18 protein-coding genes and 1 tRNA gene are annotated in these 15869 nt (G+C 54.9%); 11 read left to right on the forward strand and 8 right to left on the reverse strand.

Annotation, left to right across the window (positions count from 1 at the left end; all coding sequences use genetic code 11):
- Complete coding sequence (locus tag QMK55_RS05860) at positions 1-966, reverse strand: glycosyltransferase family 2 protein (protein ID WP_320328837.1); 966 nt, start codon at positions 964-966, stop codon at positions 1-3.
- A 276-nt stretch (positions 967-1242) separates the two neighbouring features.
- On the opposite strand from QMK55_RS05860, the gene QMK55_RS05865 reads away from it, so the two are divergent.
- The 9 genes from QMK55_RS05865 to QMK55_RS05905 all read left to right on the forward strand — a co-directional run bounded on the left by QMK55_RS05865 (position 1243) and on the right by QMK55_RS05905 (position 8984).
- Positions 1243-1434 carry a YegP family protein gene (locus QMK55_RS05865; RefSeq protein ID WP_007963291.1) on the forward strand — a complete coding sequence of 64 codons (192 nt, stop codon included), beginning with the start codon at positions 1243-1245 and terminating at the stop codon, positions 1432-1434.
- A gap of 585 nt (positions 1435-2019) precedes the next feature.
- Entirely contained in the window at positions 2020-2712 is a 693-nt protein-coding gene (locus tag QMK55_RS05870) for a WbqC family protein (protein ID WP_320328838.1), read from the forward strand.
- Positions 2712-3641 (forward strand): glycosyltransferase family 2 protein, encoded by a 930-nt coding sequence (locus QMK55_RS05875; RefSeq protein ID WP_320328839.1) that lies wholly within the window; start codon positions 2712-2714, stop codon positions 3639-3641. Before QMK55_RS05870 ends, QMK55_RS05875 begins: the two co-directional genes overlap by 1 nt.
- Positions 3622-4254, forward strand: coding sequence for a class I SAM-dependent methyltransferase (locus QMK55_RS05880; RefSeq protein WP_320328840.1), 633 nt, complete (start codon positions 3622-3624; stop codon positions 4252-4254). The genes QMK55_RS05875 and QMK55_RS05880 overlap by 20 nt, the downstream gene beginning before the upstream one ends.
- Complete coding sequence (locus QMK55_RS05885) at positions 4254-4919, forward strand: acetyltransferase (protein ID WP_320328841.1); 666 nt, start codon at positions 4254-4256, stop codon at positions 4917-4919. Before QMK55_RS05880 ends, QMK55_RS05885 begins: the two co-directional genes overlap by 1 nt.
- Complete coding sequence (locus tag QMK55_RS05890; protein ID WP_320328842.1) at positions 4916-5839, forward strand: hypothetical protein; 924 nt, start codon at positions 4916-4918, stop codon at positions 5837-5839. Before QMK55_RS05885 ends, QMK55_RS05890 begins: the two co-directional genes overlap by 4 nt.
- A complete protein-coding gene (locus tag QMK55_RS05895; protein WP_222016028.1) occupies positions 5839-6213 on the forward strand; it encodes an EamA family transporter in 375 nt (124 codons plus the stop codon). Before QMK55_RS05890 ends, QMK55_RS05895 begins: the two co-directional genes overlap by 1 nt.
- Before the next feature lie 90 nt (positions 6214-6303).
- Positions 6304-7434, forward strand: coding sequence for a dTDP-4-amino-4,6-dideoxygalactose transaminase (gene rffA / locus QMK55_RS05900; RefSeq protein WP_320328843.1), 1131 nt, complete (start codon positions 6304-6306; stop codon positions 7432-7434).
- Positions 7428-8984, forward strand: a complete 1557-nt coding sequence (locus tag QMK55_RS05905) for a hypothetical protein (RefSeq protein ID WP_320328844.1) — start codon at positions 7428-7430, stop codon at positions 8982-8984. Before rffA ends, QMK55_RS05905 begins: the two co-directional genes overlap by 7 nt.
- 350 nt (positions 8985-9334) lie before the next feature.
- Here QMK55_RS05905 and QMK55_RS05910 read toward each other — a convergent pair.
- The 5 genes from QMK55_RS05910 to dapA all read right to left on the reverse strand — a co-directional run bounded on the left by QMK55_RS05910 (position 9335) and on the right by dapA (position 13027).
- Positions 9335-9424, reverse strand: a tRNA-Ser gene (locus QMK55_RS05910).
- Between the two features lie 83 nt (positions 9425-9507).
- Complete coding sequence (gene purC, locus QMK55_RS05915) at positions 9508-10221, reverse strand: phosphoribosylaminoimidazolesuccinocarboxamide synthase (RefSeq protein WP_102354440.1); 714 nt, start codon at positions 10219-10221, stop codon at positions 9508-9510.
- A gap of 28 nt (positions 10222-10249) precedes the next feature.
- Complete coding sequence (locus tag QMK55_RS05920) at positions 10250-11011, reverse strand: MBL fold metallo-hydrolase (RefSeq protein WP_320328845.1); 762 nt, start codon at positions 11009-11011, stop codon at positions 10250-10252.
- A 4-nt stretch (positions 11012-11015) separates the two neighbouring features.
- On the reverse strand, positions 11016-12131 hold the full coding sequence (bamC, locus tag QMK55_RS05925; RefSeq protein ID WP_102354438.1) for an outer membrane protein assembly factor BamC: 1116 nt from the start codon (positions 12129-12131) through the stop codon (positions 11016-11018).
- 17 nt (positions 12132-12148) lie between these two features.
- Positions 12149-13027 (reverse strand): 4-hydroxy-tetrahydrodipicolinate synthase, encoded by an 879-nt coding sequence (dapA, locus tag QMK55_RS05930; protein ID WP_102354437.1) that lies wholly within the window; start codon positions 13025-13027, stop codon positions 12149-12151.
- A 325-nt stretch (positions 13028-13352) separates the two neighbouring features.
- Here dapA and QMK55_RS05935 point away from each other — a divergent pair, with 325 nt between their 5' ends.
- Both QMK55_RS05935 and QMK55_RS05940 read left to right on the forward strand, forming a co-directional pair.
- Positions 13353-13913, forward strand: a complete 561-nt coding sequence (locus QMK55_RS05935; protein WP_016984694.1) for a glycine cleavage system protein R — start codon at positions 13353-13355, stop codon at positions 13911-13913.
- Positions 13914-13923: 10 nt separating this feature from the next.
- Positions 13924-14397 (forward strand): peroxiredoxin, encoded by a 474-nt coding sequence (locus QMK55_RS05940; protein WP_102354436.1) that lies wholly within the window; start codon positions 13924-13926, stop codon positions 14395-14397.
- Positions 14398-14517: 120 nt separating this feature from the next.
- On the opposite strand, the gene QMK55_RS05945 is transcribed toward QMK55_RS05940, so the two are convergent.
- On the reverse strand, positions 14518-15588 hold the full coding sequence (locus QMK55_RS05945; protein ID WP_102354435.1) for an AI-2E family transporter: 1071 nt from the start codon (positions 15586-15588) through the stop codon (positions 14518-14520).
- A gap of 32 nt (positions 15589-15620) precedes the next feature.
- Complete coding sequence (locus tag QMK55_RS05950) at positions 15621-15860, reverse strand: sulfurtransferase TusA family protein (protein WP_102354434.1); 240 nt, start codon at positions 15858-15860, stop codon at positions 15621-15623.
- Positions 15861-15869: the final 9 nt, after the last annotated feature.

Raw genomic sequence — 15869 nt, forward strand, 5'->3', positions numbered from 1 at the left:
TCAGTCCTTGGGATCGTAGACGCGACGCACCAGAAAAACCGGCCGGCGTTTGGATTCGATATAAGTGCGGCCGAGGTACTCGCCGAGTACGCCGATACCGATCAGTTGCAGGCCACCGAGGAACGTCACGGCCACCATCAGCGAGGCGTAACCGGGCATGTCGACGCCATGGATCAGCGTGCGCACCACGATAAAAATGGCAAAGGCAAAGGACACCAGCGAGACCAGCGCGCCGATATAAGTCCAGATTCGCAGCGGTTCGGTGCTGAAACTGGTGATGCCTTCCAAGGCAAAATTCCACAGCCGCCAGCCGTTGAACTTGCTCTGCCCCGCCACGCGCTCGGGCCGCTCGTAATCAACGTGAGTGGTACGAAACCCGACCCAGGCGAACAGGCCTTTCATGAAGCGCCGGGACTCGGGCAGGGTCAGCAGGGCATCAACCACGCAACGGTCCATCAGGCGGAAATCACCGACGTTTTCCGGCAGCGGTTGCTCGGCGATCTTGTTGTGCAGGCGATAGAACCAGTGCGCCGAAGTCTGCTTGGCCCAGGTGTCGCTGCGGCGACTGATGCGATGACCGAGCACCACCTCGTAGCCCTCGCGCCAACGCTCGATCATTTGCAGAATGACTTCGGGCGGATCCTGCAGATCGGCATCGATGGGGACAACGATCTGCCCGGTGGCGATCTGCAATCCCGCAGACAGCGCCGCCTCTTTACCGAAGTTGCGACTCAGGTCGACGATGCGCAGACGCGAGTCGAGCTGCTGGCGCTCCAGCAGCCGCTCAAGCGTGGCATCGGTACTTCCGTCATTGACGAACACCAGCTCCAGAGCAATCGAGACCTGGTACTGGAAAACTTCATCGATGCGCAGAATGAACGCGTCGAGACTGTCCTCCTCGTTAAAAACCGGGACAACCAGTGATAACGTGACCCGTGTGGCCTGTGCCGTTCCATGCTCAGTCAAGGGAATGCTCTTTTTATAGTGTTTGTCGGTCGCCGAAGGATTTTCGACGCCATGAGCCGTCCCGTATTAAGCAGTAGCGTCGATGGCCTTGCAAGGCGCAAATGGCGACATTTTGGCCAATCCAGACGCCAATGCGTGCGCTCTAGCCCGCACTCTTCAGAAACATCTGCCAACGATTGGAAACAAATGCCCGATAGCGAAAAAACCTCGCTCCGCTAGGCTTGCGACGATGCGCCACACAGGTAGGCGCAAACACTATCGCAAGGAGCGAACTGAATGTATTTCGAGATCTACAGGCAATCCCGCGGCACCCCGAGCACCGGCAAAGGCCAATGGCGCTGGAGGCTGCGGGCGGGGAACCACGAGACGATTGCCAGTGGCGAATCCTATGTAAACAAGGCCGATTGTTTACATGTGATCGAGTTGATCAAGGGTGTGCAGGGGGAGACGCCGGTGAAGGAGATCTGAATCAGAAACTCTGCCAAGTGCCCAGGAACAACAAGCCGAATGCAATAGACTTGCAATGACAAGCGGATAATTCCAACTATGACCGCCCGATCATGGGAGTGATCAAGCGCCTGCTGAACAGAACGCCCCAGCCTTTTGCACTGGGGTTTTCTACAAAATGCCTTTAATGCAATCAACATGTCGAACTGCTTTTAGCCATAACAAGCTGAGTTTACGGCAACGAAGTCACTTTCCCCACGACCCAACTTGCTTTCCAAAACCACTAGATAGTAGCGCCCCCCCAGAGCGAGGCGTGCCCGGCTTCAACTACCCTCGGCAGCAGGGTAGGACGACCTGCCCTGCCCGAGGTCAGAGAACGCAGTCTGACTGCTCAAGCCCTCCCTTCTCCAGCGATGCTCCAGGGAAAAAATCTCGACGAAAAGGGTGACGCCTCCTCCTTCGCGGATTAACATGCCTGCGTCAAGAAGTGGAGAAGCAGCACTACCAATAGTTTGTTTTCAATTAACTTACAAAAAGTCCATTCTTTATTATTTCACATCAGCCGAGCCATTCAAGCAAGCCTTATCGGAACCAAGGAATGATACTTTGAAAAAAGTTGCGATACTCCAATCTAACTACATCCCTTGGAAAGGGTATTTTGACATGATCGCATCGGTAGATGAGTTTATTCTATTTGACGACATGCAATATACGCGTCGTGACTGGCGAAACCGCAATCAGATCAAAACGCCTCAAGGTGTTCAGTGGCTAACAGTGCCCGTTCTGGTGAAAGGAAAATACCACCAGAAAATCAAGGACACTGAAATTGATGGAAGCGAATGGGCCGCCGCTCACTGGAAATCCCTGCTTCAAAACTACAGTCGTGCGCCCCACTTCCAGGAAGTTTCCGAATGGCTTGAGCCACTCTATATGAATAATTCCTACGCCACTATTTCCGAACTTAACCAGAACTTTATTCAGGCCATCTGCGATTATCTTAAAATAGCAACCACGCTCACTCGCTCCTCCGACTACACGTTGATCGAAGGCAAAACCGAGCGTCTTGCCGACCTCTGTGCTCAGGCTGGAGGCACCGAATACATCTCGGGGCCGGCGGCCAGGGATTATATCGATGAACAGATTTTCGGCGCGCGAAATATAAAGCTCACCTGGTATGACTACGCTGGCTACCCGGAGTACCCACAGTTATGGGGAGAGTTCACCCATGGCGTTACGATTCTCGATTTATTATTTAACTGCGGGAAAAATTCCCATCGCCAGATGAGGCATGTTAATTGATGAAGCTTTCGATCGTAGCCACCCTTTATCAGTCTGCGGACTATATAGAAGAATTTTATTCACGTGCCAGCGCTGCGGCAATAAGCCTTGTAGGGGAGAACTATGAAATCGTCCTGGTGAATGACGGTTCCCCCGACAACAGTCTTGACATTGCCATCTCGCTTACCGAGCGAGATCACCATGTTGTATTGGTTGATCTGTCACGTAATTTCGGTCATCACAAAGCAATGATGACTGGGTTGGCACACGCCAATGGAGAGAAAGTTTTCCTGATAGACAGCGATCTGGAGGAAGAGCCTGAATACTTAACCAGCTTTTCCGAGCAGCTTCAACAACAATCCTGTGATGTGGTCTATGGCGTACAGGAGCAACGTAAGGGTGGCTGGTTCGAACGCTGGAGCGGCCGCTGGTTCTATCGCTTCTTTCAAGCGCTGACAGGATTGGCACTGCCGGAAAACATCATCACCGCCAGACTGATGACTCGTCGCTATGTGGATGCCTTGCTACTCCATGAGGAGCGTGAAGTATTCATGGCAGGACTTTGGCATATCACCGGTTTTAACCAGCAAGCGCAAACGGTAAAAAAAGGCAGCACCAGTCAAACGACTTATACCTTCAGACGAAAAATGTCTGTATTGGTTAACTCTGTGACTTCATTCAGTAATGCCCCGCTGGTTGGCATCTTCTATATTGGCATTTCTATTTCTTTTTTTGCCGTCGTTTATATTGCTTATCTGATCCTTCATTGGCTAGTGCTGGCGACGCCGATGAGTGGCTGGACGTCGGTCATGGCGTCCATCTGGCTAATTGGCGGCATGGTCATCTCGTTTATTGGCGTCGTGGGCATCTATCTTTCGAAGATCTTTTCCGAGTCGAAACAGCGCCCCTACACCATCGTGAGGCAAATTTATGCAAAACGACAAGACTGAACTGCTCGACGAAGTAGCAAGTTACTACTCGAAAAAGCTCGCACTACATGGTGAAACTCCAAACGGGGTTGACTGGAACGGTGAACAGGGCCAGGCGCTTCGATTCGAACAACTGTGCAAAATAATCAATGATTCGCAGGCCTTCTCAATCGGTGATCTTGGCTGCGGATACGGCGCACTTATTGACTACCTGAATAAACAACACCACTCATTTTCTTACCTTGGCATCGACGTTTCCAGCGACATGATCAATGTCGCCAAACAACGCTATGCAAAAATGCAGGCAGCGCGATTCATTACCGCATCCGAACCTGACAGCCTGATGGACTATATTGTTGCCAGTGGGATCTTCAATGTTCGCTTGGGACAGTCCGACGCAGAGTGGCTGGCCTACCTTGAAAATACCTTGGATGCAATGGATAAAGCAAGTCGCTATGGCTTCGCTTTCAACTGCCTGACTTCATACTCCGACGAAGATAAAAAACGCGACGACCTGTACTACTCCGACCCTTGCCTGTTATTTGACTTGTGCAAACGCCGCTATTCCCGACAGGTCGCCTTGATCCATGACTATGAACTTTATGAATTCACCATTCTGGTAAGGAAGACGTGATGAAAAGAAAATTAGTAATATTTGGATCAGGCGATATTGCTCAATTGGCACATTTTTATTTCAGCACGGATTCCTCCTTTGAAGTAGTCGCCTTCACAGTAGACAGCGAGTATATTCAAGCCCCAATTTTTTGCGGGCTGCCAGTCGTTGCATTTGAAGATATTCTTTCCTGTTACCCAGTAGAAACCCATGACATGTTCATCGCCTTGAGCTACTCCAAACTCAATGCGGTGCGCAAAGAGAAATATCTGGCAGCCAAGGTGCTCGGGTATACTCTCGCCAATTACATCAGTAGTCGTGCAACTGTACTCAACGAGGGTCGTATCGGCGACAACTGTTTTATTCTTGAAGACAACACCCTCCAGCCTTTCGTGTCAATCGGCAATAACATCACTCTCTGGAGTGGCAACCATATCGGCCATCACTCCACGATCCAGGACCATACTTTTATCGCCTCGCATGTAGTAATTTCAGGCGGCGTTCATATTGGCGAACAGTGTTTTATTGGTGTCAACGCAACACTGCGCGACCATATAAAGGTAGAGGACAAATGTGTGATAGGCGCAGGCACATTGCTCTTGGCAGACGCAGAGGCGGAAGGTGTATATATCGGTCAAGCTACTGAGCGCTCGAGAGTGCCAAGTAGTAAGTTGAGAAAATTATGAAACCGACATGGCGAAAACTCGGACGATTGTTTACCGTCGAGGGCGAAAACCGTCATCCTAAGTTGCTATCTCATGCAGCCAATCCGCTTCCGGTATTTTTGCACGATGATACTTTTAGAGTTTTTTTCAGCGGGAGGGATAGCCAAAATCGCTCCTCCGTCGGTGCTGTTGACATCGATATCGAACAGTTAAAAGTCGTCAAGGAACACCCTATACCGTTTTTCGAGCATGGTCCAAAGGGAAGTTTCTATGCAGACGGTGTGAGCATCGGCAACTGCTACACGGTCGACGGCGTTCGGTACATGCTTTTCATGGGCTGGCAATCGTCCGGACAGCAACACTGGCGAGGGGATGTCGGCAGACTGATTGTCAACTCAGACGCCACACTGAGCATTGACCGCGAGACTCCGTTCATGGGCATCGATGAGACCGACCCCATCAGCCTGTCTTATCCCTGGGTGGTCGAAAACCCCGATGGAGGCTTTGACATGTGGTATGGATCGACCAGAACCTGGGATTCCGGCAATGGTGAAATGATCCACATCATCAACTCGGCTCACTCCACTGACGGTGATAACTGGCACCGTAACGGTCTGGCAATCCCTTTTGAAGTGGGAGTCGCTCAGGCTTTTTCTCGCCCCACCATTGCAAAAAACCCTCTGGGCGGACTGGAAATGTGGTTTTCATATCGCAGTGGAAACGGCGAAAAGTATCGTATCGGATATGCAACTACTGATGCCGGCACTCAATGGCGTCTCGCACTGAATGAAATCAACATTGACGTATCGTCGGAGGGTTGGGACTCCGAAATGATTGAGTACCCGTTTGTATTCGATCACAAGGGAAAAAGATACATGCTGTATAACGGCAATGGCTACGGAAAATCCGGATTCGGGCTAGCTATTCTGGAGCGCAATTAATGGCTCGCCTGCTCGACTACCTTTATATATTCGCCACAATTATATTTACCGTGTACGGGCAACTAATGCTGAAATGGAGAATTTCACGCTTTGGCGCCTTGCCGGAAGATCTTTTCGGAAAACTCAAGTTCATGGTCCATTTGCTAATGGACCCTGGTGTATTTTCCGGTTTTTTAGCGGGTTTCCTCGCCTCCATCACCTGGATGGCTGCCATGTCGAAATTCGACTTGAGCCATGCCTACCCGTTCATGAGCATCAACTTCGTTGTCGTGCTTATTCTGGGGACATGGATTTTAAGCGAGCCCATGACCCTACAAAAAGTAATCGGGGTTTCTCTTATTGTCATAGGTACAGTGGTGGCTGCTCGTGGATGACACCCCACTGCCCCCTAATCACGCTGCCTTCCCAGTTTTCATTCAAAGCTGGCCAGTACTGTGCATCTTTGAGATCGGAGCGAATTCAAAATGAGCAAAAACAAGATTCCATTCAACTGGCCACACATGACCGGGAAGGAGCTTTATTACATTGCCGAATCTCACTTCAATGGCCGCTTGGCCGGTGACGGACCGTTTACGAAGCACTGTCACAACTGGCTGGGGCAGCGAACCGGTTGCAGCAAAGCCCTGCTGACCCACTCATGCACCGCCGCCCTGGAAATGGCTGCACTGCTTCTGGATATTGAGCCAGGGGATGAGATCATCATGCCCTCCTACACATTTGTTTCCACCGCAAACGCCTTTGTCTTGCGAGGGGGCATCCCAGTCTTTGTAGATATCCGCAAAGACACCCTGAACCTCGACGAAAACCTTATTGAGTCAGCTATCACCGATCGAACCAAAGCCATCGTTCCAGTCCATTACGCCGGCGTCGCTTGCGAGATGGACAGCATCATGACAATCGCCCGGCGACACGATCTCAAAGTAGTTGAGGATGCAGCTCAAGGTGTAATGGCTACGTACAAGGGGCGCGCATTGGGTGGCATCGGTGACTTGGGCGCCTACAGCTTCCATGAGACCAAGAATGTGATTTCCGGTGAGGGTGGCGCTCTTCTGGTCAACGATCCACAGATGGCGTTGCGCGCCGAGATCATTCGTGAGAAGGGCACAGACCGCAGCCGTTTCTTCAGAGGCGAAGTCGATAAATACACCTGGCAAGAAGTTGGCTCTTCTTTTCTTCCCGGGGAATTGATCGCTGCGTTTCTTTGGGCACAGCTGGAGGAAGCTGATCGCATTACTCAGAAGCGTCTTGCCAGCTGGAACCGCTACCACGAATTACTGGCGCCTCTGGAGGCGCGCGGTATTCTGCGACGCCCGATAATTCCTCAAGAATGCCAACATAACGCTCATATGTATTATGTATTGCTGGCACCCGACATTGATCGCCAAGTTGTCCTTGAGAAGTTCAGGAGCCAGGAGATCAGTTCGGTCTTCCACTACGTCCCCCTGCATTCATCTCCTGCGGGACGGCGATACGGCCGCACACACGGCAGCCTCGAAGTCACCGATGACCAGTCCGAACGCTTGGTTCGCCTGCCACTTTGGGTCGGTATCTCTGAAGCCCAGCAAATCAGAGTGGTAGAGATGCTGTCATGCTGAGTCACTTCACCAAATCAAGCCAGCAGGGCCTTTGCTGGTTCGTCGTTATCGTGGCGACAGGGTTGCCGCGACTTAGCGTTCTAGGCTCACTGCCTTCGACAGATGAAGGTGTATTTGCCTATTTCTCGCAGATCATTTTTGCAAGCTTGTCCACCGGACATGGGCTACCCGATTCAGGGACATTGATGCTTTACCCAATGTTGCTATCTTGGGTTTTTGATTTGTCAGTCAATCATCTGATGTTTCTGCGACTCGTCGATTTGATTGTCGCCTTGGTGGCCGGGCTGCTCTTTTACAAAGTTATCGAGCAGCAATCACAGAGCCGACTGGGAGCCACGCTGATAGCGGCTGTATTCCTCTTTTTGATGAATCAGCCACTGTTCATTCAATCAGGATTCAAGAACAGCATATTTTCGGCCTATATCCCCCTGTTCACCGCACTGCTATTGGCTCGAAACATATCGAAGGACTCGCCGTCCTGGCTCTGGATCGGGGCATTGAGCGCGATCTCGGTTTTGCTTCGAGAAACGTTCATACCGTTCGTGGTCGTCGGGGCAATCAGCATCCTGATCACCTATGGCTGGCGAACACTTACCAGATTCTTCATGGGTGGTGTACTGACAGGTGCCGTCATCATTGGCGCGGTACTGATTTCCCGCGGTGGAATGCAGGCGCTCCTTGATGCGTACGTACATGCTGGTGACTTTTATGCCTCAATGAAAGATCAGACGATCCCTCTGCTGATTTCAAATGGCACGGCTTCAGCCAAAGAGGCAAGTATCGCACTCGGCATTACAGGAGCCGCGGCTTTCGGACTGATTGTGCATACTGTGCATCAGCGAAGTTCAGCATCTTTGAATCGCTTATTATTTTGGGCAGTCATTGCAGCCGTCCCCTTGCTGGAACCCATTTCAAAAATAGGTTTCCCCTACCACTTCGCTGTCTGCCTTCCAGGCTTGGCAGGTATCTGCGCACTGGCCTGGCATCACCTGATCAGCCCGCAACCTGAAAAAGTGAGAGTCGTAATCTCAGCAGGATTCATTGCTGTGTGCATGCCTCTGCTCTGGCCCAAATTTGTTTTGCTTTCCAACATATGGTCAGGCACCAAGGAAAATCTTGCAGGCATAGCCAACACGGCCTGGAGACCTGAAGCGGTTGCCCAATCCAACTATTTACTGGCCGCCGATGCCATCCTGAAAGACGCTCCACCTGGAAGTACACTAAGCATCAGTGGCTTTATGTTTTCCCTCTATCCTCTGACAGGGCTACTGCCCCCCGCATACAAATCAGATCACCTGAATGCCATGGCAATCAGGTACGGGTTCAATGCGCACGCCTTGCAAAGCGCTCTGGAGTCCTGCCCGCCCGACATCCTCATGACCACCACCAGAACAGACCTACCAGGCTCAGAAACCATTAAGGAGGCGGTTGAAGGCTCCAGGCTCTACGGTGCCGTTGCGACCATTGCCAATTCGCCAGAAAAGTCCTACGGAACGTTTGGTGGAACGATCTATAAACTGGCCAGCAACGTGGATTCGAAATGCAAGTAACTCACTCGGTAAGCGGTCACTAACGCAACAAATCGACGAGACATGTATTACCGTTATCGGAGACAGCAGCCAGAGCCACTCTGGTTGCTCGCCTCCTCTCTTAAGTGCTAGCTAAAGCAGCCCAAGCCCCTCCTTCCGGGCTGCTCACCAGTGTTTCCTACCAATATGATGCGACCCGGAGCGATCCGCTCAGCGTCTGTAAACGTCGCCAGAGCGCTTACAGGACCATCCCGATCGGCAGAAAGTCAAAGCTTGGAGGCATCAGCCTGCACAACACAAATCTTGGCGACCGGAAACGAAAAAGCCCCCGTAATCAGCAATGATTACGGGGGCTTCGTCTTGTTCAATAATGGCGGAGAGATAGGGATTCGAACCCTAGGTACCGGTGAAGGTACAACGGATTTCGAATCCGTCCCATTCGGCCACTCTGGCATCTCTCCAACGGCGCGCATCATAACAACACTTTTAGCGAAAGCAAACCCTCTTTCGAAAATTTCTTCGTGCTATCAGATGCTTGCGTCGATTAAAGCGGTACACCCAGACGATTGGCGACTTCTTCGTAGGCTTCGATGACGTCACCGAGGCCCTGGCGGAAGCGGTCCTTGTCCATCTTCTTCTTGGTGTCCTTGTCCCACAGACGGCAACCGTCCGGGCTGAACTCGTCGCCCAGGACGATGGAGCCGTCGCTGAACACGCCGAACTCCAGCTTGAAGTCCACCAGCAAAAGGCCGGCGTCGTCGAACAGTTTGCTCAGGACTTCGTTGACCTTGAGCGACAGTTCTTTCATGCGCGCCAGTTGCTCGGCGGTGCCCCAACCGAATGCCACGACGTGGGATTCGTTGATGAACGGGTCGCCCTTGGCGTCGTCCTTCAGGAACAGTTCGAAGGTGTAAGGGTTGAGCTTCAGCCCCTCCTCCACACCCAGACGCTTGACCAGGCTGCCGGCGGCGTAGTTACGCACGACGCACTCGACCGGGATCATGTCCAGCTTCTTCACCAGGCACTCGTTGTCGCCCAGCAGCTTGTCGAATTGGGTCGGAATGCCGGCCGCTTCGAGTTTCTGCATGATGAAGGCGTTGAACTTGTTGTTCACCATGCCTTTGCGGTCGAGCTGCTCGATGCGCTTGCCGTCGAACGCCGAGGTGTCGTTGCGAAACAGCAGGATCAAGCGGTCAGCGTCGTCGGTCTTGTAAACCGATTTGGCTTTGCCGCGGTAGAGTTCTTCACGTTTTTCCATGATGGGCTCCGCTTGCTAAGTAGATGGGCTAGGCGATATGGCGCCAGTCGAGCCCTGAATCTTGATCGGCCAGTTGCAGCCAGTCCGGGTCGCACCCGAGGGTGTCGACGAAACATTGCCGGGCCAGCTGCGGCAGGTTGTTCTTGCTGCTCAGGTGGGCGAGAACCAGATGCTGCAAGCCCTGCCACCCCAACTCGGCCACCAGGAATGCCGCCTGATGGTTATTCAAATGTCCCAGCTCGCCGCCCACCCGTTGCTTGAGAAAGTACGGGTAATGACCACGAGCCAGCATGTCGCGGCAGTGATTGGACTCGATCATCAATGCATCGAGATCCCGATAGCCGTCCAGCACCCGCTCGCAGTAGGAACCCAGATCGGTCAGCAGGCCGAAGCGCCGCTGCTCGTTATCACTGAATACATACTGGGTCGGCTCCTGCGCATCATGGGCCACGGCAATGACCCGGATGTTCAGAGCGCCGATCTGCAAATGCTCGCCGCCGGCCAGAAAGCCTGCGGGCTCGATCGGTTTGCGCATCCCGCGCAGTGTGCCGCGACTGAGGTAGACCGGCAGATTGTAGCGCCGAGACAGCAAACCCACGCCATGCACGTGGTCGGCATGTTCGTGGGTTACGAGTATCGCGCTCAGTTGCGCCGGGTTCACACCCAGGCGCAGCAGGCGTTTTTCGGTTTCCCGCAGGGAAAAACCACAATCCACCAGCACATACGTATCAGCACTGGCGATCAGCGTGCCGTTCCCTTGGCTACCGCTGCCGAGAACGGCAAAACGCATGTGATCAGCCCAGGTTGTCCTGAATCACGCTCAACACTTTGCGGGCCACATCGGCCGGCGCGACGGTGTTGATGTTCTTCTCGACGGTTACCTGAACGTTTTCACCGACCTTGCTCAGGCGAACCTGATAACGCTCGGCACGGGCTTCAACTTCTTCCTTGGTCGGCGCACTGCCGAACAGGCTGCTGAAGAAACCAGGCTTGTCGTCTTTCTTCTCGGCCTTTTCGGCCAGGTTGATGTAGTACAGGCCCAGGCTGCGGTTGATGTCTTCAACGCGCCACTGACCTTGCTCCAGCGCACGACCGACGCTCGACCAGGCGCGATCCAGGTCCGGACCGACGTTCAGCACCGGGTTGCCGCTGCCGTCTTCGCTGAGGCTGACACGGCTTGGGGTATCGAAATCACGCGAAGCCAGCATCGACACCGAACCGCCCTTCTCGGAGATCCGGCTCATGCTCGCGAGCATGTCGTCGACCAGGGCTGCGTCCAGGCCAGTGTTGACCGAACGGTTGGTGAAGTCGACGTCGGCGGTGCTGCCGGCAGGACGCTCGGCGCTGACCACGTAGATTTCACTGGTGTTGCGCTGCACGCCTGGCTCGATGCGCACCCGCACGCGGGTTTCGCTGTCGGCGCCAACACCGGCTGCGCTCAGGCGCTTGGCCATGGCTGCGGACAGTTCGTCGGAATGCTGCCAGGTGGTGCTGAATTCACCGGTTTGCGGGCGCTGTTCATCCAGACGGAAACCGTTGTCCTGGAAGAACTGCACCGCCACTGGCCAGACTTCGGCCGGTGGGTGCTGGGCCATGACCCAACGCGAGTCACCGCTCTTCTGCAGCGAGTAGTCGGTCGCGTCCGCAACCGCCGACAGCGGTTGCGGACGCGGCACCACGTATTCGCCCTTGGCGGTGTCATCAGCCACGTTGCGCGGGATCGGCAACAGCGGATCCAGACGTTTGGAGGTGCTGACATTCGGTGGCAGTTGCATCGGTGCAGTCTGTTGCGCTTCCAGGTAATCGCTACCACGGTCACGGAAATAACCTTCCGGGCCCCAGATCCATCCGCAGCCACTGGTGCTGGAGATAATCAAGGCAAGTGCGGAAAGTCCGGCCATTCGCTTCATGCGTTGTACTTCCTCAATTAAACCAGGACGCTGCACTGGCGCAGGGCCGTGCGAAGCGTTTCATGACAAGGAGCGCTCAGCCAGGTCAGCGGCAGGCGGATGCCTTCGTGCATCAGACCCATTTCAACCAAAGCCCACTTCACCGGAATCGGGTTGGCTTCGATGAACAGGTCCTTGTGCAGCGGCATCAGTTTTTCGTTGATGGCCCGTGCAGTCTGGGCATCGCCCTTCAGCGCCGCCTCGCACAGGTCGGCCATTTCGCGCGGAGCGACGTTGGCGGTAACGGAGATGTTGCCTTTGCCACCCAGCAGGATCAGTTCGACTGCGGTCGGATCATCGCCGGACAGCACGATGAAGTCCTTGCTCACGCCGTCGATGATGGCTTTGGCACGTTTCAGGTCGCCGGTGGCTTCCTTGATGCCGATGATGTTCGGCACGGTGGACAGGCGAATCACGGTCTCGGCCTGCATGTCGCAGGAGGTGCGGCCAGGAACGTTGTAGAGAATCTGTGGAATGTCGACCGCTTCGGCAATGTGCTTGAAGTGCTGGTACAGGCCTTCCTGGGTCGGCTTGTTGTAGTACGGCACGACCAGCAGGCAGGCGTCGGCGCCGGCTGCCTTGGCGTTGCGGGTCAGTTCGACGGCTTCGCGGGTCGAGTTGGCGCCAGTACCGGCGATCACCGGGATACGGCCTGCAACCTGCTTGACCACGGCTTTGATGACGGCGATGTGCTCTTCTACGTCAAGCGTCGCCGATTCGCCGGTAGTACCGACCGCGACAATGGCATGGGTGCCGTTCTTGAGATGGAAGTCCACGAGTTTGCTGAGGCTGTCCCAGTCAAGACGCCCTTGTGCATCCATGGGAGTGACCAGTGCCACCATACTGCCCGCAATCATGAAACCGCTCCTGCCGGAAAAAGAGAGCGGTAATGGTACTGGCGCCAAGATGCTTGCACAAGCGAAGTACTGCGCCGCCATTCCCCTTGGCGTCGGTTTTCGCTACCCTTCAGACTTTGATCGGTACTGATCAGCTTGTACGCCGGGTTCCAGCCTCCCTTTTCGGCCTCCCAGGTCCCGTTCCAGCGTCGCTGCTGCACGCTCCACTATTATTGGAGCGAATTGCGAGCCGTGGCCCGGGGCTTTCTGAATCGGCACGCGCAGACGCATCCCGACGACCAACGCTCATCGACTTACCGACCGCTCATCGCTTTAGGAATGCTGCATGTCCACCCCCACAGTTCGCGAACAATTCCTTGTCATCAGTGCCCTTGGCGCCAACCCCATGGAGCTGACTAACGTCCTGTGCCGCGCCAGCCATGAAAATCGCTGCGCCGTCGTCACCTCCCGGCTGACTCGCCATGGCGAATGCAGCGCGCTGATCCTTGAGATCTCTGGCAGCTGGGACGCCCTTGCGCGTCTGGAAGGCAGCCTGTCCGGGCTCGCCAAGAAGCACGCGTTCACGGTCAACGTAGTGCGCAGCGCCGCGCTGGAAAATCGCCCGCAGGCACTGCCGTACGTGGCGTATGTCAGCTCGGCGTATCGCCCGGACATCATCAATGAGCTATGCCAGTTCTTCATGGACCACAACGTCGAACTGGAAAACCTGACCTGCGATACCTACCAGGCTCCGCAGACCGGCGGCACCATGCTCAACGCCACGTTCACCGTGACCCTGCCGGCCGGTACCCAGATCAGTTGGCTGCGCGACCAGTTCCTGGATTTCGCCGACGCGATGAATCTGGATGCCCTGATCGAGCCTTGGCGCCCACAAAACCCAATGTAAGGAAGCTTTCATGGCCGTTGTCATCGACCAACCGGTTGCGGATTTCGAAGCACCTGCCACCAGCGGGCAGACCGTCAGCCTGTCTGCCCTGAAGGGCAAGCAAGTGGTGATCTACTTCTACCCGAAGGACAGCACCCCGGGCTGCACCACCGAAGGCCAGGGTTTTCGTGATCAATACGCGGCATTTCAGGCGACCAACACGGAGATCTTCGGTATTTCCCGCGACAGCCTGAAATCCCACGAGAACTTCAAGTGCAAGCAGGAGTTCCCGTTCGAGCTGATCAGCGACAAGGACGAAGCCGTCTGCCAGCTGTTCGACGTGATCAAGTTGAAAAAGCTCTACGGCAAGGAATACCTGGGCGTTGATCGCAGCACGTTCCTGATCGACAAGAACGGTGTGCTGCGTCAGGAATGGCGCGGCGTGAAAGTGCCGGGGCATGTGGATGCGGTGCTGGCTGCTGCTCAGGCGCTGAATAAAGCCTGATATTTCTGCGTCGATTTCACTGACGCCGTCGCGAGCAAGCCCGCTCCCACAGGGATCATCTGAACCTTGTGGGAGCGAGCCTGCTCGCGAATAGCCGCCCTGCAAAATCTGGACAAACTGCTACAGCAGCGGCGCCACCACCGGCTCCTTGCGCGGCCAGGCATCCAGCACCGCTTTGAACAGCGTCGCCAGGGGAATCGCAAAGAACACTCCCCAGAAACCCCACAACCCGCCAAACAACAGCACCGCGCAGATGATTGCTACCGGGTGCAGGTTGACCGCCTCGGAAAACAGCAACGGCACCAGCACGTTGCCATCCAGCGTCTGAATGATCCCGTAGACCGCCATCAGATAGATGAACTGATCGCTCCAGCCCCACTGGAACAGTGCGATCAGCAGCACCGGCACGGTCACTACCACCGCGCCGACGTACGGCACCACCACCGACACGCCGACCAGCAACGCCAGCAGCGCCGCATAGTTGAGGCCGAGCGCGACGAACGCGATGTAGGTCACGCCGCCACAGATCACGATTTCGATGACCTTGCCACGAATGTAGTTGGCGATCTGCCGGTTCATTTCCTGGGCAACCCGGGTGATCAGCGCGCGCTCTCGCGGCAGATAGCCGCGCACCCACTCGCCGATCATGGCCCGATCCTTGAGGAAGAAGAACACCAGGATCGGCACCAGCACCAGATAGATCATGATGTTGACCAGCAACGGTAAACTCGACAGCGAGAAGGTCAGCGCCCACTGCCCGAACTTGCCGATCTCGCCACGCGCCGCTTCGATGGCCTGCAGTACCTGCTCGTCGGAAACCAGATGCGGGTAGCGCTCGGGCAGTAACAACAGCAGCGACTGCCACTTGGCGAGCATGCCCGGCAGCTCGTTGAACAACGTGATCAGTTGATGCCAGAGCAGCGGCAAAACCACCACGATAAACACCAGCAACACGCCCATGAACAGCGCAAACACCAGACCCACCGCCGCCGCACCAGGCATGCGCATGCGCTCAAGGGCGAGCACCAACCCCTGCATCAGATACGCCAGCACCATCCCCGCCAGTACCGGCGCGAGCATGCCGCCGAGGGTGAGCACCGCGGTGAAGGCAAGGAACAACAGCACCGCCAGCACCACCGCCTCTTCATCGGAAAAGTAGCGCTGAATCCAGTCGCGTAACACTTTGAACATCAATAATTCCCAGGTCTTTTACGCTGTCGGTTTCAGGCTTTTTTCAACCAGTAACGGTAAACGCCTGCATCGTCTTCTTCGTGCAGCAGCGTATGACCAGCCAAACGGGCAAAGGTGCGGAAGTCACGCTGCGAGCCAGCATCCGTAGCGATCACCTTGAGCACCGCGCCGCTGGGCAACTTGTTGAGTTCCAGTTTCGCCTTGAGCAACGGCAACGGGCAATTCAGGCCACTGGCGTCCAGTTCACAGTCATGGGCTACAGCGTCAGTCATTGCGGCACT

This window comes from Pseudomonas sp. P8_229 (assembly GCF_034008635.1).
Taxonomy (GTDB): domain Bacteria; phylum Pseudomonadota; class Gammaproteobacteria; order Pseudomonadales; family Pseudomonadaceae; genus Aquipseudomonas.